At 34.9% G+C, this 19,932-nt stretch carries 14 protein-coding genes; 7 read left to right on the top strand and 7 right to left on the bottom strand.

Features of this window, described 5'->3' with window-relative positions:
• Positions 1–76: 76 nt before the first annotated feature.
• Both J2772_RS03185 and J2772_RS03180 read right to left on the bottom strand, forming a co-directional pair.
• Positions 77–1,564 carry a hypothetical protein gene (locus J2772_RS03185; RefSeq protein ID WP_209913203.1) on the bottom strand — a complete coding sequence of 496 codons (1,488 nt, stop codon included), beginning with the start codon at positions 1,562–1,564 and terminating at the stop codon, positions 77–79.
• 90 nt (positions 1,565–1,654) lie between these two features.
• Positions 1,655–5,143, bottom strand: coding sequence for a DUF2723 domain-containing protein (locus J2772_RS03180; protein WP_209913201.1), 3,489 nt, complete (start codon positions 5,141–5,143; stop codon positions 1,655–1,657).
• A 222-nt stretch (positions 5,144–5,365) separates the two neighbouring features.
• Here J2772_RS03180 and J2772_RS03175 point away from each other — a divergent pair, with 222 nt between their 5' ends.
• The 3 genes from J2772_RS03175 to J2772_RS03165 all read left to right on the top strand — a co-directional run bounded on the left by J2772_RS03175 (position 5,366) and on the right by J2772_RS03165 (position 8,713).
• Positions 5,366–6,403, top strand: a complete 1,038-nt coding sequence (locus J2772_RS03175; protein ID WP_209913199.1) for a PLP-dependent cysteine synthase family protein — start codon at positions 5,366–5,368, stop codon at positions 6,401–6,403.
• Positions 6,404–6,487: 84 nt separating this feature from the next.
• Positions 6,488–7,759, top strand: coding sequence for an aminotransferase class I/II-fold pyridoxal phosphate-dependent enzyme (locus J2772_RS03170; protein WP_209913474.1), 1,272 nt, complete (start codon positions 6,488–6,490; stop codon positions 7,757–7,759).
• Between the two features lie 75 nt (positions 7,760–7,834).
• Positions 7,835–8,713 carry a DMT family transporter gene (locus J2772_RS03165; protein ID WP_209913196.1) on the top strand — a complete coding sequence of 293 codons (879 nt, stop codon included), beginning with the start codon at positions 7,835–7,837 and terminating at the stop codon, positions 8,711–8,713.
• Between the two features lie 192 nt (positions 8,714–8,905).
• Here J2772_RS03165 and J2772_RS03160 read toward each other — a convergent pair whose 3' ends face one another.
• The 5 genes from J2772_RS03160 to J2772_RS03140 all read right to left on the bottom strand — a co-directional run bounded on the left by J2772_RS03160 (position 8,906) and on the right by J2772_RS03140 (position 14,220).
• The gene (locus tag J2772_RS03160) at positions 8,906–9,556 is read right to left on the bottom strand and encodes an NADPH-dependent F420 reductase (RefSeq protein ID WP_209913194.1); all 651 of its coding nucleotides are present in this window, start codon (positions 9,554–9,556) and stop codon (positions 8,906–8,908) included.
• 138 nt (positions 9,557–9,694) lie between these two features.
• Positions 9,695–10,282, bottom strand: a complete 588-nt coding sequence (locus J2772_RS03155; RefSeq protein WP_209913193.1) for a Crp/Fnr family transcriptional regulator — start codon at positions 10,280–10,282, stop codon at positions 9,695–9,697.
• Positions 10,283–10,447: 165 nt separating this feature from the next.
• Positions 10,448–12,184, bottom strand: a complete 1,737-nt coding sequence (locus J2772_RS03150) for a tetratricopeptide repeat protein (protein WP_209913191.1) — start codon at positions 12,182–12,184, stop codon at positions 10,448–10,450.
• Positions 12,153–13,706, bottom strand: coding sequence for a hypothetical protein (locus tag J2772_RS03145; RefSeq protein ID WP_209913189.1), 1,554 nt, complete (start codon positions 13,704–13,706; stop codon positions 12,153–12,155). The genes J2772_RS03150 and J2772_RS03145 overlap by 32 nt, the downstream gene beginning before the upstream one ends.
• Before the next feature lie 58 nt (positions 13,707–13,764).
• Complete coding sequence (locus tag J2772_RS03140) at positions 13,765–14,220, bottom strand: hypothetical protein (RefSeq protein WP_209913187.1); 456 nt, start codon at positions 14,218–14,220, stop codon at positions 13,765–13,767.
• 279 nt (positions 14,221–14,499) lie between these two features.
• Here J2772_RS03140 and J2772_RS03135 point away from each other — a divergent pair, with 279 nt between their 5' ends.
• The 4 genes from J2772_RS03135 (at position 14,500) to J2772_RS03120 (ending at position 18,450) form a co-directional block, all read left to right on the top strand.
• The gene (locus tag J2772_RS03135; protein ID WP_245365082.1) at positions 14,500–16,446 is read left to right on the top strand and encodes a sensor histidine kinase; all 1,947 of its coding nucleotides are present in this window, start codon (positions 14,500–14,502) and stop codon (positions 16,444–16,446) included.
• A gap of 3 nt (positions 16,447–16,449) precedes the next feature.
• Positions 16,450–17,187, top strand: coding sequence for a LytR/AlgR family response regulator transcription factor (locus tag J2772_RS03130; protein WP_209913184.1), 738 nt, complete (start codon positions 16,450–16,452; stop codon positions 17,185–17,187).
• 75 nt (positions 17,188–17,262) lie between these two features.
• Positions 17,263–17,637, top strand: coding sequence for a DUF4870 domain-containing protein (locus J2772_RS03125; RefSeq protein WP_245365080.1), 375 nt, complete (start codon positions 17,263–17,265; stop codon positions 17,635–17,637).
• Positions 17,638–17,709: 72 nt separating this feature from the next.
• A complete protein-coding gene (locus J2772_RS03120; protein ID WP_209913182.1) occupies positions 17,710–18,450 on the top strand; it encodes a hypothetical protein in 741 nt (246 codons plus the stop codon).
• Positions 18,451–19,932: the final 1,482 nt, after the last annotated feature.

The raw sequence follows: 19,932 nt of genomic DNA, 5'->3' as shown, positions 1-19,932 counted from the left end.
GTTTAGGTATTAGGTTTTAGACAATAAGTTGCATGAGGCCAAGTTTAAAAGCTCGAAATTATACTTTCAAACTATTTTAATCTACTCTGATATATAAGTTATAGTCTGTTCCGGAAGGTTTCAGATTGTAGATCTTTTCCAGTATTTTATGATCACTTTTCAGGTGATCTTTTACTCTGAATTCCTTCAATAATTTATAGTGGGCTTGATAATATGCTGCATTTTTACCTTCGTATAAATTCTGATATGAAAGCAAGTATTTTGGTTTTCTGTTTTTAACCGTGTTGATCCAATAATCTGTTTTATCTTTTTTGATTTCTTCCTGAATCTGTTTGTCTACCAACCCAACTTCATCAATGGTTTTTAATCCCGAAAAATAAGGCACATACCCCGCAGGCTCCAATAAAATCCACTGATTTTTATCTTTCTCATATTGGTTCAGAAATGTACCGATTGTTCTTCTATAATTCCATTCTCCATTTCCGGTTGCTATAGAATGAATGGTTTGGAAAGCTAGCATCGGAACAATATAAAATACAATAAGCAGTGATAACCATAAGTTTCTTCTCTCTTTCTGCTCTAATATAAAAATAAGAACCGGAACAAAAAGCAAAAGTTGCGGTACCCAGTAGTACCAGTCGAATAAGCTTTTTTGAGAGATAAAAATAATCTGCTTTACCCATCCGAAAATAAAGATCATCCACAGGAAATAATTTCTCTTTTCTCTTTGTCGGATAAGGTAAATAAAGCAAAGTAATTCAAAAATAAGAACAATAACCGTGATAGGATTGAAAGCTCCCGGAACCTTTAGCATTCCCCAGAAATTCCCAAAGCTAATCAGAAAATAGTCAAGGTGTTCTCCGAAAGTAAATTGTTGTTCGTAAAGTAATTTTTTTGCTGTAATGGTGTTATTCACTACTTCTCCAAAATAGAACCAGTTAAAAGCAACAGTAGATAAAGCCCCTAGAATTCCGCCAAAAATATAGTTCCATCTGATTTTTCTGCTCCAGAAAAGGTCAACAAGAAATACTACTCCAAGGAAGATAACAGTATCAACCCTTGTAAACATAATCAGGATTGGAAGAAGCGTCAACACCCATTTTTTCCCTTTATTGAAACCATAATATAACAAGACCATTTCAAGAAAAAACAGGATTCCATACTCCATTCCAAGGATTGAAATCTTAATAGCCGGGGGTAAAATTCCGATTAAAAAAATGAAAATGGCCTTATGCCAAGGATTTTTAAGAACCAAATGTGATAAGAATAATGTTCCTATTGTAAACAGAATGGAATTAAAAATCAAAAGAGGTTCTATAAAATATTCTTTACCAAAAATAAAGTTGAAAATATAGGACACAAAAACATACAAATGAGTGGTAGAAGCAGAAATTTTAGTATCTCCATTGAAACCAATTACTCCGTAGTCCAGTAAATTCTGGGCCACCCTCCAGGTGATAAAAGCATCTTCCTGAATGTAATGCGTCAATAAAAAAAGAAGTTTAAAAACTACCGTAACGATTACGGCGTAGATTGGGAACCTGCTATTCTGTGTTTCTGCCATTATGCATTTTTAGTTCCACAAATATAATCTTAAAATTCAGGATTGCCAATAACAAAAAAACGGAACCGAAGTTCCGTTTTTAAAAATGTTTTATTGTGTTGTTACTTTGATGATTGCTGAAGTAATCTGATTTTCTTTTTCCTTGGAATAAGTTGAGTCAAAAGGTTCCATTACATCAAATAAATATTGGTAGAATGGAGTGATTGTTTGAACATCCTCAGATTGTTTCATTGCTTTTTCTTTACCCATCTGCTGAAGTTCCTTCACAAAAGCATTGAATTTTTTATCAATCGGCTCAATGGATTTTACCAGATAAGCATATGCTTTTTCTTTTTGTCCAATCTTCATATAAGCATCTGTAACCGCTGCTACTACAAGAGAATATTCCATTGGTTTTGTTCTCATCTGTCTTCTCACGTAGCTTTGCTCCGCTTTAGAAAGACTTAAGTAATAGTCATACTCGTCAAAGATTCCTTTTTTAAGTACTTCTGCCAATTGCAATCCTTTTTGTTCCTGTCCTGCGATGATATATCCGGTTACAATTGAGCTTAATGAACGTGGATCATTGTATTTTTCAGCAGGAATTTCTTTTGCTGCAAGATCCAGGATTTCTAATGCTTTTGCTTTCTGCCCTTTTAATGCCAATGCTGAAGCTGCTCTGCTTGCTGACATTCTGTAGCTGATAATATTGGAAGTTGCTGTTTCATCAAAGTGAGCGCTCAAATCTTTAAAGTTCCCCCATCTGAAGTTTTTCACAACATTATAAAGATTGTTGGCATCTACTCTTCCCATATCTCCATCTGCTGACGGTAAAGTCTGGATTGGAATTAATCTGTAGCTGAATCCGTCAAACTGAAGATAATCATTAAGGTAGAAAATATTTTCACTGTCATAAATACCCCCTGAAGAGAAGTTAATCGGACGTTTCCAATCGAAGTTCGCCAATAAATCCATTAAGATCAGGTTGTTTTTATATAAAGTATTTCCTTTGTAAGTAATCATGATCTGATTGGCTACATCCGGAAGATCTTCCTGATTGATAATTCCTGCTTTTAAAGCATTTTCTTTATTTACAGGAAGAATAAATTTGTTCACCGGAAGAATATTATACTTTTCATATTTCTCTTCTCCGAAGTACATTTTCAGTAACTGATCTTTTTCAGGAGATTTGAATTTGATAAACTTAATCGCATCTTTCAGGGTTAAAGAATCCTGTGTAAGGTACTTTCTGAAGTCCTTGAATTCTGTATCCGGAACTCCCTGTTCTTTCAACATATTGAAAACTCCTTCCCAATCTTCCTTCTTCATCATATAGATCTGGTCGTTTACTCCGTCTCTGTAATCATCATGAGTCAATTCACTTGGAAGTCCCATTGCATTGTAAGTTCTTCTTTTTATCTGGTCAAGATTCCAAGGTGTTGAAGCCAGCGTAAAGTTAACTACTTTTACATCATCTCTGAATCTTTCTGTTTCCTGGATTGCCCAAACCGGATAAGTATCATTATCACCATACACGAATAAAATATCGTTCTTTGGTAATGATTTTAATACGGAATATGCATAATCATAAGCTGTATATCTGTTGCTTCTGTTGTGTACATTATAGTTCTGAAAGCCCATCATGAAAGGAACTCCTAGCAACACAACTCCTAATGCAATGTTAGCACCATTAGACTTGATTTTAGACTGCACAAACCATAAAATAGCTCCCGCTCCCAAACCGATCCAGATCGCAAATGCATAGAATGAACCTACCATTGCATAATCTCTTTCTCTTGGTTCAAAAGGTTTTACTCCTGTATAGAAAACAATTCCAACACTTGTAATAATGAATAAAGATAATAAAGCATAGAATCTTCCAAAATCTCTGTTCAGTTGAAAAAAGAACCCGATTAATCCTAAAATTAATGGCAGGAAGAAGAACGCTACTGTACTTTCATTCTTAAATTTAGCAGGCATTTTATCCTGATTTCCTACATTTACATTATCAATAAAAGGAATTCCGGAAATCCAGTTTCCTTTTGTGCTTTCCATGTTTCCTTCAAGATCATTCTGTCTTCCCACATAGTTCCATAACAGGTATCTTACGAAGTAATATCCATTCTGGAAGGAGATGAAATAATCCATATTCTGAAGTAACGAAGGCTTCTGAACATTAATAAGGTTATAAGGTTTTACCTTTAAATAATCTGCAGCCGTAATAGATTTATCATCATATTTGGCTCTCAGTTCATCAAAAATTTGTTTAGCCTGAGGGTTATCTGCAACATCTTCATTCGCATAATTGAATGTAAAATCAGGAGCCCCATACATTGAAATATAGTTAGACATGACGTCCTTATCCTCATTAAACATTCTTGGCATTAAGCTTACCTGAGATTTATTGAAAACATAATTGAATCGGTCACCAGTCTTTCTGTAGGTGTTCGTTTTCTCATCTTTTTCATAAATTTCTCCGGTTTTCTTTGTCTTAAAACTTCCGTCTTCATTCTTTTCAATCCCATTTGCATCAAGGAAAGCCGTATAGTTTTGTCCGTAAATAGTTGGCCAGTCACCATACTGTTCTCTGTTATAATAATCCAACATACCAATTGCCGTATCCGGATCGTTAAGGTTCATTGGTGGATTTGCATTCGCTCTGATTGGAATTACCATCCAGCAAGAGAATCCGATAATCATATATACTGCAGATAAAGCAATCGTCTGATACAGATTCTTTTTCGTTTTTCTGGCATATTTGATTAAGAAATAACTAATTGCAACCATCAAAATAAAGGCCGCAATTGTTCCGGAGTGGAAAGGAAGTCCAAGACCGTTTACAAAGAAAATCTCCAATCTTCCGAACATCGTCATAATTAGCGGGAAGATAATTTTGAAGACCAAACTTAGAATTAACAGCGTAATAAGATTTGCCCAGATAAAGTTTTTCCAGGTAAACTTATAGTTTCTTGCATAATATACAAGACATACCATAGGAGTTGCCAGCATACACATCATGTGTACCCCAACAGAAAGTCCTAAAACGAAGAAAATAAGAATAATCCATCTCTCACTGTCTGCTGCCTGATACTCATTTTCCCATTTCGTAATCAACCAGACCAAAAGCGCGATAAACATAGAAGCCATTGAATAAACCTCTCCTTCTACTGCTGAGAACCAGAACGTATCTGAGAAAGTGAAACACAATGCTCCTACCGCTCCGGCAAATAAAATAGAGATTTCCTGATGTTTTGTAATTTCTTCAAAATCTTTGTTCAGCAATCTTCTCACAAAATGAGTGATCGTCCAAAACAAAAATAAAATAGTCAGCGCGCTGAACAATGCAGACATCGCGTTAATTACGATGGAGTAATTTTCGCCTTTCCCTAATGCAAACATGGCCGCCACGGCGCCCACAATCTGGAATAAAGCTGCTCCGGGAGCATGCGTTACTTCAAGTTTTACTGCAGAAGAAATGTACTCGCCACAATCCCAAAAACTGAAATTGGGTTCTATGGTGGACAAGTACGTGAAAAACGCAATGACGAAAATCACCCATCCTAAAACGGTGTTCCATTGCCTAAAAGTCCAATTTTTCATAGTATTAAATCAATTATGCGAAAATAAGGCTTTTATATTATTTTATATTGTTTTTAACAAAATTTAAAAATTTGGCGCAAAATTTGCGATTAAACTCGTGCTAATACTGTAAACAGGAAAATATTTTTTTACGGAACTAAGCCCTAGAAATCAAACAAAAGTTTAGTAATTATTTATTTTTTTGTATTTTTGCAGTCAGATTTTTATTGAAAATAACAAATAATGAGTAATGTTTACGATAATATTCTTGGCCTAATAGGACATACTCCTATGGTGAAGCTAAATACTGTTACAAAAGATATTCCAGCAACCGTTTATGCCAAGTTAGAATCATATAATCCTGGACATTCCACCAAAGACCGAATCGCACTTCATATTATAGAGAACGCAGAGGAGAGAGGCTTATTGAAAGAAGATTCCGTAGTTGTAGAAACTACTTCTGGAAACACTGGGTTTTCTATTGCAATGGTATGTATCATTAAGGGATATAAATGTATTCTCGCAGTAAGCGACAAAACGAAGCCTGAAAAGATCGCTTATCTAAAGGCTTTAGGAGCTACTGTTTATATATGTCCTGCCAATGTAGCGGCGGATGATCCAAGATCTTATTATGAAGTAGCGAAAAGAATCGCTTTGGAAACTCCCAATTCTATTTACATCAATCAGTACTTTAATGAACTGAATATTGATGCCCACTACCAGACCACCGGTCCTGAAATCTGGGAACAGACAAAAGGTAAGATCACTCACCTTTTTGCCTGCACCGGAACAGGAGGTACGTTATCTGGTTCAGCTAAGTTTTTGAAGGAGAAAAACCCGAATATTAAAATTATCGGGGTGGATGCAGATGGTTCTATATTAAAAAGCTATCACGAGACAGGTGAGATTCACAAGGAAGATGTACACCCTTATCAGATTGAGGGAATGGGAAAAAATTTAATCCCTTCCGCTCTTCTTTTTGATAAGGTAGATGAATTTGTAAGGGTAAATGATGAAATGGCTGCCTACAGAACCCGTGAGATTGCTTTGAAGGAAGCTATTATGGGAGGTTATACTACTGGAGCTGTCACGCAGGGACTGATACAATATGCTAATTCTCACGAATTAACTGAAAATGATGTGGTTGTTTTAATATATCCTGACCACGGTTCAAGATATATCACTAAGGTATACAGTGATAAATGGATGGCCGAACAGGGGTTTGTTAACAACTGTGTCCACAATTATGACGAAGTCTTCAAGACAGAGTTTATTAAATAGGAACAAAATAAAATCACGATACAAATAAAGCCTTTTACGTGTTCTACAAAAAAGGCTTTTTTACTTAAAAATTACGATACAATGTTGGATATTTTTGAAAGAATAAAAGAAAATCCAGGACCTCTGGGACAATTTGCAGATTATGGAGAAGGATATTTTATTTTCCCAAGACTAGAGGGACCTATCGGCCCGAGAATGCAATTTCAGGGTAGAGAAGTAATTTTCTGGAGTGCTAATGATTATTTAGGATTATGTAATCATCCTGAAGTAATAGAAGCAGATGCAAAGGCTGCTGCAGAATATGGAATGTTCTATCCAATGGGAGCAAGGGCAATGTCTGGAGAAACAGATCAGCACCTTCAGTTGGAAAGAGAATTGGCAGACTTTGTACAAAAAGAATCAGCATATTTATTGAATTTCGGTTACCAGGGAATGGTGTCTACTATTGATGCTTTGGTAAGCAGAAATGACGTTATCGTTTACGATATGGATTCTCATGCCTGCATCGTAGATGGAGTAAGACTTCATGCAGGTAAAAGATTTACCTACAAGCACAACGATATGGAGAGTCTTGAAAAAAACCTTCAGAGAGCTACTAAAGTGGCAGAAGAAACAGGAGGAGGAATCCTTGTGATTACTGAAGGGGTTTTCGGAATGAGAGGGCAGCAGGGAAAAATTAAAGAAATCTGCGAACTTAAATCAAAATATCAGTTCAGACTTTTAGTGGATGATGCTCATGGTTTCGGAACATTAGGTAAAACGGGTGCCGGAGTTGGTGAAGAACAGGATTGTAATGATCAGATTGACGTATATTTTTCTACTTTTGCAAAATCAATGGCTGGTTTCGGAGCATTCCTTGCGGGTGACAAAGAAATTATCAGATACCTGAAGTTCAATTTAAGATCACAAATCTTTGCTAAATCCCTTACAATGCCAATGGTAATCGGAGGATTAAAAAGATTGGAGCTATTGAGATCAAGACCTGAAATCAAGGCTAAACTTTGGGAAAATGTAGCTAAACTACAAAACGGATTAAAAGAAAGAGGATTCAACATTGGTGATACCAACACTTGTGTAACTCCGGTAATGATGCAGGGAACTCCTGTAGAAGCTACTTTATTGGTAAAAGACCTTAGAGAAAATTACAGAATCTTTACTTCAGTAGTAGTATATCCGGTAATTCCGAAGGGAATGATTCTTTTAAGACTGATTCCTACCGCTTCTCACACAGATGCAGAGATTAATGAAACTCTGGCAGCGTTTGAAGCGATTCACGATAAACTAGTAAGTGGTTACTATAAAGAGCAGGAACAAATATTACTGCAGGAACAAGGATTAAGTTTTAAACCGATCTAATCTTTAACAAAATAACAAAAACCACTGATTGATTCAGTGGTTTTTTGTTTTAAAACTATAAACTATAAAAAGCAAATGAAACTTAGGGGTTATTTATTGGGTGTTTTGTCAGCGGTTTCATACGGATTGATTCCAATTTTCATCCTGCCGATCAAGCAGGCCCATTTTTCAATGGATATTACACTGTTTTACAGATTTTTCTTTTCTACTCTAATGGTGGCAGCCTATCTTATCTATTCCAAACAAAATTTCAGAATCAATAAAAAGGAAGCTTTAATATTAGCCATTTTGGGAGTATGCTATGCTCTTTCCTCCGAATTTCTGTTTATAGGATATGATTTTCTCACCCCGGGAATTGCTTCTACAGTTCTATTCATCTATCCGGTAATTGTAGCGTTGATTATGTTTTTCTTTTATAAAGAGAAGCTCACTAAATTGTCTATTGTTTCATTATTTCTTGCTTTTGCAGGGGTTATTGTTTTATGCCTGAAAGGAAGTGGTTTTGAAATTAATTTTGCAGGATTAGGGATCGTGATGCTCAGTTCATTGTTTTATGCGCTTTACATGGTGATTGTCAACAAATCCAACCTCAAAGTCTCAGGGTTTAAGCTTACCTTCTACTCTATGTTTTTTACTTCTTTATTTTTTATGACAAAATCAGTTATAGGGCATCAGTCATTTGAGATCCCTTCCATAACTATTTTTATTAATTTCCTTATTTTTGCTTTCCTTACTACAGTTATTTCCAGTTTATGCCTGGTGTATGCCATTAAGAGCATTGGTTCTACTCCGGTTGCTATTTTAGGGGCACTGGAACCTGTAGTTGCTGTTATGGTAAGTGTATTTATGTTTAATGAAAAGTTTACGAATAACTTATTGATTGGGATTACGCTGATTCTTCTGGGCGTTATCTTGAATGTTATTTCAGATCGAAAGAAAGTAAGCCCTATTTAAAAAGGTTATTCTTTCACTATATTAATATTAATATTAATATTAATAAAGCCGGAATTCCTTAGTCCGGCTTTACTATTTTATCATAAAACATATATCTGCCCATTAGTATCTTTTTTTGCAGTATAGCAAAAACCTGAACCAGAATGATTTTTTTATCTGTTTTATTTTAGGTAACTATATAATTACTTTATTTTAAAGTTTTGACTTTGCTTCTGTAAGATTAACCGTTTTTCCCAATGCTCCGAATTCATGTAAATCTCCAAAAACTTCGATACGGATAGACTGGTCAATTCCTCCAACTCTTAAAGGATCAAATCCTGCATTCTTAATCACTTCTTCCACATCATGATTCACTTCCAGATCATCTGATGCGTAAAATAATACTGATTTCTCAGGACTTCCATTTGTTGCTCCTGCAAGGGTTTCCGCACCAAGAGTTCCGAATGCCTTCACCAGTTTAGCCCCTTTAGGAAGAATAGCTTTATTAAGTTCTCCAGCTGATTCTCTTTCCCCAATAATTTTTTTGAATCCGCCATTGCCATCAGGAGCAATAGGATTAGACACATCAATAATGGTCTTATCCTTCAAAAGATCACCATAATCATTAAAGAAATCCTTAAAGGAACCAAACCATATTGCAGGGATAATAAGATCAACGGTATTGATTGCTTCTTTAATACTCATACTTTGGGCAAGTCCTCCGGATTGTTCAGCAAAATTACTGGCCTCTTCACTGTTTCTTGAAGCAACAATTACTTTATGATTATTTTTTATCAGATCATTAGCAATTGCTTTTCCAATATTTCCTAAGCCAATTACAGCTACTTTTTTCAATGTTTCCATTTCTTTTAATTTTAATGTTTTGTGTATGTCAAAATTACTAGGAAAGGCGATGAAAAAACAGCAAACTAGTTTAAGAAATTATCTTGATATTTGGTAAGATCAATTCTTAAACTAGTTTCATATGGATAAGAACTACAATTAGTTCTTTATTCTTCTTTGTCGGATTTTGCTAAGGAATTGTGGGGTTATTCCAAGATAGGACGCAATTTCTACATTAGAAATACGATTGGCCAACTGAGGATATTGTCTGAGAAAAAATTCATATTTCTCTTCTCCTGTTGCACTTATATTCTGTAATACTCTATTCTGAAGCTCTATAAATTTATGTTCAATAATCACTCTAAAATTTCTGTCAAACTTTGGATAATAGGTATACAGATACCAGAGATCATTTTTTTCAATCTGCAGTACAATTGAGTTTTCCAGAGCAATAATATGCAGCTTGCTGGGATTTTTATTATGAAAACTATCTATATCTACAATCCAGTCATTTTCTGATGCAAACTGAAGATTATGTTCTTCTCCATTATGATCTGTACTGTACATTTTGAAACATCCGGACACTACAAATGTATAATACTGGCATATTTCATTCTCCTGCAAAATAAATTGTTTTCGTCTGATCCTCCTTTCTGTGATGCGCTCATCCAATACTTCAATTTCTTCTTTTGAAAGCGGAATGAAACTTTTAAAATAACTGATAAGTGAAGCCGTTTCTTTTGACATTGCAAATAAGATGTATTTTTATCTGGTTTCAAATTTTGAAAAAATCCCCTGAAAAATAGATAATACAATATATCAAAAAAAACTGAATAAGTATAATGGTAAAATCCATATTACTATTTGTATGAACTCCCTACCTGTTTTCTACTTTTGAAGTTACGTTACTTTTTACCTTCCAAACACCTTTCTGAAGAAACCGCCTGATCCGTTACGTTTATTCTCTGTTTCAGCTATTCTCAGATTATCTTTTGCTATTTTTGATGGATTATATTGTAATGACACCTTAAAATTCTCTGCAGCATCTGCATACTGACCTAAATCTAATTGTGCCGTTCCTAAATGTTCATAAATTTCTGCTGTGATATCTTCGGTAACTCCCTCCTGTTGTGGTAAAACCTGAAGTGCCAACAAAGCATACTCTAAAGTCTTTTCATTTTCCTGCAGGTGATATCCGCAATGAACAGCCCAATAATAACACCAGAAATCTTCATTTCCCAAGGCAATACTCTGTTCAAAACTTTCAAATGCAGCAGCTTCGTCCTTCAGTTTTGCAACCTGAATATACCCCATATTGTATAAAGCTACTTGTACAGATCTTACTTTATTCTGTTCGGAAGCAAAATGTATAGCATATTGCAGGCATTCAAGAGCTTTTTCATAATTTTCTTCTTCTAAAAAAATATTAGAGCGGCTGATTAATATACTTGGATTGTCCGGCATTTCTTCCAAAATACGATCGGCTTCTTTTGATGCTGTACCTGCATCCGGTTTTATACCTGTCTGTTCTTCAATTTTTGCTTTATAGATATAAAAATTAGTAAAACATCGGACAATTTCTGGGTTGCTCAGTAAAGGATCTGTTGCATCTAAGGAATAATAACTTTCCAATCCGACATTAATCCACTCCATTGCTGCCTCATAGTCTTTTAATTCCATATAGCTATTGCAAAGATGATCGGCAATATTAAAATAGGTTATAGAATCCATTTCATCTATAAAATCCTCCATAAGCTTTTCTCCATCTGCCACAGCTTCCTCAAAATATCCGGCTTCCAAGCGGGCACTCCATCTGTTTTGAAGGATGTACATAAAATAACTGTACTGCATTCCTTCTGTAGTCACAGCAATTGCCTCGTCATATTTTTTCTGGTTGGTAAGCTCTATCGCCAGATTATTACAGCACATAGCAAAGGTATGGGAATCATCATTGTATGGATCGCCGTTTTTCGTCACCAGAGTCTTATAATAAAGATGGTAGGCTGTGGTGTAACAATCTCTTTTCAGTTGAGTGAGCCTTTCCTTTTCAAATTCAGACATCTGAGGATATTGGTTGAGAATTCTATTAATCTCTACACCGGCATTATAGGCTTCCATTCCTTCAGAAGTTTCAGGGTTAATGTCCAATAGCAGAAAATCAGGATTAGGATTCTCTCTGTTGGAGATCATAAATAGCCTGATCTGTAAAGTGGGTGAAGGTACCAGAGATATTGCTTTTTCATAATAAGGAACTACTTCTTCCCATTGGCTCATCCAATAGAAAGCAGAACCTGCGTGACGATGACACCAAGGGTGATTGGGACTGAGACTGATTCCCTGCCTGCTCCATTCTACACACTGAAGAAGCGCTTTCTCATGGTCATTAGTAAAAACTTCATGATGATCCAGCGCAATAAGTCCTAATATCGCACAAAGATCAGCATCTGGGGAAGTTTCATTTATAGCATTGACCCAAAGATAGATTTCCTTAAGTTCTTCCCTATCATCTGGAAGAGCGTGTCCTTTTATCCAGTTTTTAGCGGCAACGGCATAGTTTTTCTGACGGAATGCTTCAAGGGCTTCCTGATGTAATGTATTCACGGTTTTGTCTATAGATTTATATATTCTTTTCTTCCAGATATTCTTCATTCATTGCTGTAAAAGCTTTTCCTATTTTAGGATACCATTCTATGGATTCTCTAAACAGCTCCCAATCGTAAAGAAATACTTTAAACACCTTTCCGTTTCCTGAATATGGGTCATTGGTAAGTTCTTCCTGGCTTGAAGCATAAAATAAGTTGCATTTTTCCGGGTTTTCAAGCTGATCAGGACGGAAACAATACGTTCTCATATCAAATATTTCAGCATCTCTTTCCTTTCCGATGTCAAGGCTTCCCACCAATCCTCTTTCGCCATGTCTACGCATCAGAAAGCAATATCCATCATACCAGAAGTTGTTTTTATCTGCATCCTGATAATCATTATATTTTTCCTGTACCATTGGCAGATTCAAATAACCGATAACTTCAACAGCCTTAACCGTATCCAAAAACTTTTTATAGAAATAAGCACCACGCTCGGCCCTTGTAAGAACATCTTTCCATAGAATATTGAGCTGAGTAGTATAGTGTATGGATGTTCTTTGTTGAAAAACATTTACAAAAGAAGCTTCTTCGTTTTCACGATACACTGCAGAGAGTACTTCCTTATCGTTTTCATCCTCTATTATACAAATGAAAAAGATAAAACCCGATGAATGGGTAAACATTACATGGGCCTGTCCATCTTCTGTATCTGGATGTAATTGTATTTCATAATCTTTAAAAGTATAATGTTGATATCCTTCCTTATGCAGTTTCACAACAGCCATTAGTTTGTGAAAATTTTCCAACTGTGAGAGAAAGGATTGAAAATCTTCAAATCCTGTATTTTCGAAATACGTTGGAATAGATGCCAATTCAAGAGCTTCTTTTTCTTCTTTTGAAAGAAGTTGAATATCTTTCTTGATGATTGAGCAATTTTCATCCAGCATTTTAATAGCTGTGGAACGGGAAAGCCAGTCATTCCAGGTAAAAAGATCTTCTGTATCTAATTCATCTTCGGCATGTAACATTCCCTCAGAAAAAAGACCTGCTGGCAATGTACAATCAAAGTCTTCTTCCTCTTCATCACAAAGGAAAAAGTCTGCGGTTATTCTTTCTTTTTTATAATCATAATGATAACCTTCAGTAGCGACAAAAACTTTAGCTTTAGTTTCGCCTTGTACAATAAGATCTCCGTGATTATAATTTCCCCAAAAACATTCTCTTACAGTTAAATTTCCGGTAATGTATAATTCCTGTCCGCCTACAATGATATTATCAGCTTCAAGATTTCCCAGCACACACAAACAGGTAGACCCGTCAGATTCGTGATTGTAAATATTTTTTACTGTAAGGTTTCCCTCAATAAAGACAACTAAACAATCTTCCTTCTTAATTTCAGACTGGTTTTCTATAGTATTAAAAACTGTAAAAGGATCATCCAGATTTAAATTTTGCACCTCCATATCATGATGGATATAGATCACCCAATCTTCATCAAATTCACCGGCATGTTTTTCATTGCGCCAATACAGCCAGCTGTCTTTAGGGAATTTATGCCTGATATCTTTAAACTGTACATATCTCATGTCAGAAATTTTAATGCATCCAATATATAATCGTTTTTTTCATCATTTGTGAAGCTTACTATTCGATTTTTAACCCATCAATACTAAGTACGTTACTGCTTAAATTCATATACATACCATTATAATCCCCTGTCGTCTGCTCAGTCATTACCTCCATTACTGCTGATTTGAATTCAATTTTTCGGAATGGCAATTTTCCATAGGTATCTGTTATTGTAATCTGACCATCCAACCCATTTTTATTTTGGATAAATGCTCTTAAAAGTGGAATATCCTGCTTTTCAAAATCCAATGATAAATAAAATGCCTTTACATTATTAGATTTATTATCAGGAGTTAACAATGTTTTATTATAAGAAATTGTATAAGATTTGATAACAGAAACAATCTGGTTTTTTCCATCATTTACAGTTACTTCAATTTTCAATCGTTTTTCATCTGTCTGCTGAGAAAACAGCATTTTAACAGGAAGAAATAAAAGAATACAGGTCAGAAATTTATATATAGTTTTCATGGCTATTGCATTGATATTCTCTGCAAGATTAAATATTCGGATGTATTTCTGCCAGCATCAATTGGTATTTATACATTTTGAATTGGTATTCTGTAAAAAACATGCTGTAATTTGCCTTATTGGGTTTAAATATCCCCTTAAAATCAGCATTTTAAACCTATTTCTATTTTGTCAATCCTTACACAATTTATAAATTAGCCCGACGTATCCATTGACATGATCAAGAAAAAAAACAATATAACCAAACTTCTATTTTGCTTTCTATTTTGCTGGATATCATTGAGTCTTGTAAAAGCACAACAAATTTCTCCTATAGAACATGAAGCCAGTGTAGCTTATTCCAAGAGGTTTACGGATTCATCAGCAAGTCTCAAAATGCAGATGGCTGCTCTTCAGGCTTCCCAAAAATCAGGAAATAAAGAGGATGAAACCATTTGTAACGCCTATCTTGCCTTAACCCATAAACGCCTTCTTCATCTCAAGGAATTCATGAAATATGCGGAAACATCTTATGATATCGCCAACTCCATAAAAAGTAACCGTGCAAAAGCTTTTGCCAATACTGTGATGGGCTACCTTAAATCATATACAGATGATAAGTCACAAGCCTTAACTTTCTTTCTTAAAGCTTATACTCTTTTCAATACAATGCAGAGCTATGATCAATCGGCAAAACTTGGAGCAGATATTTCTTATCTTTTCTCTCCGGATTCTCCTGAAAAAGTAAAAAAATATGCTGATGAAGGACTTTCATTTGCTGAAAAATCCGGTAATCCTGAAAGCATTCTTCATGCGAGGCTTGCGGTAGGGAGTTACCTTTCTGACCTTGTTGCTGCAGGAGAAACAGACCGATGGCAGGAGGCTGTTTCTTTTTTTAATCAAACGATCACTTTTATAGAAAAAAGCGAAGCAAAAATAGACAGTAAAAGTAACATCGGCGTTGCCTATATCAATCTCGCAGCTTTATATATGAATGGACCAAAGCCTATAGATGAGAAAGCATTTTTATCAGCCTTGGAGAAAGCATTAATCATTGGAAAACAATATGGTATAAAAAGCGTATACCGAAGTTCTATGGGACTACGCGGGCAGTATTATGTAGCAAAAGGAGAATACAGAACTGCCGAAAATCTTTTTAAAGAAGGAATTTCCTACCAGCAGAACCTTCCCTATAAAGACAATTATCTTTTGGCAGCATTTTATGACTGTCTGAAAAATATTGCTTCGGAAGAAAAAGACTATAAAGCCTATCATGAGTATGATACATTTTTTATCAGGTATAATAAATTAAAGTACGACGAATCTACTCAACAGATTCTTCAGAATGCTGATGCCAAATATGAATCGGAAAAGAAACTGGCTCGTATTCAACAACTGGAACAGGAAAATAAACTTCAGAAAAAGAATCAGTTATTAGGATATGGAATTTCTGCTGTTTTACTTATTGGACTTGTCTTTATGTATCGGTCTTATTATTTCCGCCAGCGTTATCATCAAAAAAGAGAAGATTTTCTTCAACAGCAGCAAACCAATAATGAGCTTAAAATGGAGCTTCTTGAAAAAGAAACGCTAGAAAATTTAGCAGAGAAACTATCTCTTGAAAGGCGGTTGCTTCAATCACAGATGGATCCTCATTTCATATTCAATGCATTAGGGAATATCCAGGGAATGATCCTTAGAAAAGATACGGATCTTGCTGTACTCTATCTTGGAAAATTTGCGAAGCTCAGCCGCCGTGTATTGGAACAATCCCGTATGGAAACCGTCACTTTGGAAGAGGAAATACAAACTCTTGAAAATTATATTGAACTTCAGCAACTGCGTTTAAATCAAAGTTTTGATTACCGGATACAACGTGATGAATCCGTGGATCAGCAGCTACATATTCCGCCTCTTTTAATACAGCCATTCGTTGAAAACGCGATTGAACATGGAATTAAACCTTTGGAAGCATTCCAAAAAGGATTATTATTCATTACTTTTGAAGAAAAATCTGATGACAATCTCCTTATCTGTAGCATTAAAGATAATGGAATCGGACTTACAGCTTCCAGAAAACAGAAAACAGATGATTCCCATCGTTCATTGTCTACCAAAATTACAGATGAACGACTCGTTCTTATGCTTAAGGATAATTCCAGAGCAAAACTTGAAGTAAGAGAACTGACTATTGATAAAGATGGGCAGCAAGGGTGTATGGTCACATTATATATTCCAATATTATAAAGTATGTATAAAGCAATAATCATAGAAGACGAATATCACTTGCGGGAAGCATTATCCATTATGCTGGAGATGATTGCTCCGGATAAAGTACAAATCATTGGCTATGCCGAAAGTGCAGACGAAGCAGCAAAGCTTATTGACAGACTTCAGCCCGATCTTGTATTCATGGATATCATGTTAAAAAATGGGACTGGTTTTGATGTTCTCCATCAGATTTCATACCGAAAATTTCATTTGATTTTTACAACCGCTTATCAAGAATATGCTATCCGGGCGTTTAAGTTCAGTGCTTTGGATTATTTATTAAAACCTATTGATGCTGAAGAACTCAAAATCGCTATCGACAGAATTTCAGGACTAAAGGAACGATTCCTCGAAGAACAACAGATAAACGAGCTCAGTCATAATATGCACAAAACCCCACAAAGGATCATTCTTCCTACTCAGGAAGCGATGCATGTGGTGAAGATCAACCAGATCATGCATTGTGAAACATCCGGCTCCTATACTACATTCTATCTGAATGATGGAAAGAAAATCATGATTTCCAAACCCCTTAAAAATTACGAAAGTATTCTTCTTCCTCCTGATTTCTTTCGGGTACATCAATCTTACCTGATCAATACCAATTATATCGTAAGTTATTCCAGAGAAGGAATGATTGAAATGGAAAACGGAGCCAGTATTCCGATATCCCGGGCTAAAAAAGAAGTTTTTTTCAAATTAATGAAGGAAGAATAAACTCATAGATATATAATTTTCTGCCAGTATCTACTGAATACCAATTCAAAGTGGCAATTGGCCAATCGACTGTTGATGGATGCAGTTCAGCGTTCTACTTTTGACGGAAAATATTTCAATATGAACAGTAAAACCATTTCTATTTTAAGCTATGTAACGATTATTGGCTGGATTATCGCCTATGTTAAAAGTAAAGATTTAACCGTTAAAAATGATCTGGCCAATTATCATCTTGAACAAGGGTTAGGCTTCTTTCTGTTAACCGTTGTTGTGAATATTATTCTTTCTGTCCTAATTCCTATTCTTCCTGTGCTGTCTTTTCTGAATTATATAGGATTGATCCTATTAGTTTTATGGGTATTTGGAATCATCAATGCGGCTAATGAACAGAAAAAACCCATTCCGGTAATAGGAAAAATGTTTGAGAATAAATTCGGTTTTCTGGCATAACAAAACTTATCTTCTTATATTGCATCTATCTATTTCTATAAGGAATAAGTAGGTGCAATATCGCTAAATTTCATGAAAGAATTACAACCACTCACAAAGGATCAATTATATATTTATCTTAAAAATCAATCAGAAAATTTTTATTCTACAATTACTTCAGCTTTAAACTTTACTCTGTTCAAAGATCAGACTTTAGATGAAGACGACCTATCGGAATTTCTTGAAATGCTGGATCAGGAAACTGCAGCAAAAATAAAAGCTGCATCTTTGCAACCATATGAGGATGAAGTTCCTACAATTATTCTTGTAGAAAATGAAGACTCAACCTCTCTTGATTTAGTCACTGAGGATGGTGAAGGATACAAAGTAATTCTGTTTGATAAAGATATTAACCTTTCCGGAAACCTATTTGTTGAAGAGTATGTTGTCCTTATTGTTATTGGAAATATAAAAGCAAAAAATATAATTGTCTATGGTTCATTATACTGTACCGGTAACCTTTCCTGTGATGTATTGTTTGGAGCTTCAGGTAACGATAATGAAACCTATTTTGAGGGAAATACATCTTCAATTCTTATTGCTGAAAATGGGCATTACACTGTTGCTGAAGGAAATATCTATTCCCAATACCTAATAAGTCTCCATAATGAAATTGAAGGAAAATCAGGACGAAATATTGGAAAAACAATCTTGGATGGCTCCAATGAAGCAGAAGTTTTAAACTCTGAAATTTTAGATGAAAATGGATATTTTGATGAAGAGTCTTTTCTTAATTTCATTAGTAATAATCCTCCTGATATGATATTTAAATAATTTTTGATACTTATATACAATTTTACCCCATTCTCATTCTGACAAAGGAAGAATCTTATATAGTTTAGATTCTTCATTTCACTTCTGGACTACATGCGCAAACCTTCAATTCGGAATGACAGAAAATAATAACGTAATATAAAATCATATATGCTTACCTAATTATTTTAAACGCAAAGTTCTAATGGATTCTAATGCTTTATTTTAGAAAGCAAAGAATGGCGACTTCGTCGCTGAAGAAGCTGTATGGATATGCACTCGCTTAGAAAGAATCAATGAAATTGATTCCATACTTTGCTGCCTTAAAACATAAACGGTATGCATCATAAAACTTTGCGTCTAAAAAATAATCTATATTCATTCCCTTCTTCAATCTTACATGACATCTCGGCCACATTTTATCTGGAGATCTGTAGGAGAAAAAAACTTAGAAATGTATTTTTAAACGCAAAGTTCTAATGATTCTAATGCTTTATTTTAGAAAGCAAAGAATGGCGACTTCGTCGCTGAAGAAGCTGTATGGATATGCACTCGCTTAGAAAGAATCAATGAAATTGATTCCATGCTTTGCTGCCTTAAAACATAAACGGTATGCATCATAAAACTTTGCGTCTAAAAAATAATCTATATTCATTCCCTTCTTCAATCTTACATGACATCTCGGCCACATTTTATCTGGAGATCTGTGGGAGAAAAAAACTTAGAAATGTATTTTTAAACGCAAAGTTCTAATGATTCTAATGCTCTACTTTAGAAAGCAAAGAATGGCGACTTCGTCGCTGAAGAAGCTGTATGGATATGCACTCGCTTAGAAAGAGGCTGTCTCAAAAGAGATAGCCTCCATACTTTGCTGCCTTAAAACATAAACGGTATGCATCATAAAACTTTGCGTCTAAAAATATCACCATCCTATTCTTTAATCTTTTGTATTGGATCAGCTACATTCTATCTGCGTATTCTCTGTGAGATCTACGGAAAAAAGAACTTAGAAATGTATTTTTAAACGCAAAGTTCTAATGATTCTAATGCTTTATTTTAGAAAACAAAGAAGAGCGACTTCGTCGCTGAAGAAGCTGTATGGATATGCGTTCGCTTAGAAAGAATCAATGAAATTGATTCCATACTTTGCTGCCTTAAAACATAAACGGTATGCATCATAAAACTTTGTGTCTAAAAATATCACCACCCTATTCTTTAATCTTTTGTATTGGATCAACTACATTCTATCTGCGTATTCTAAGATCTGCGAGAAAAAAACTTAGAAATGTATTTTTAAACGCAAAGTTCTAATGATTCTAATGTTCTACTTTAGAAAGCAAAGAATGGCGACTTTGTCGCTGAAGAAGCTGTATGGATATGCGTTCGCTTAGAAAGAATCAATGAAATTGATTCCATACTTTGCTGCCTTAAAACATAAACGGTATGCATCATAAAACTTTGCGTCTAAAAATATCACCACCCTATTCTTTAATCTTTTGTATT

It is taken from the genome of Chryseobacterium jejuense, assembly GCF_017877355.1.
GTDB lineage: Bacteria > Bacteroidota > Bacteroidia > Flavobacteriales > Weeksellaceae > Chryseobacterium > Chryseobacterium jejuense_A.
This window is presented reverse-complemented; position numbering and strand designations above follow the sequence as displayed.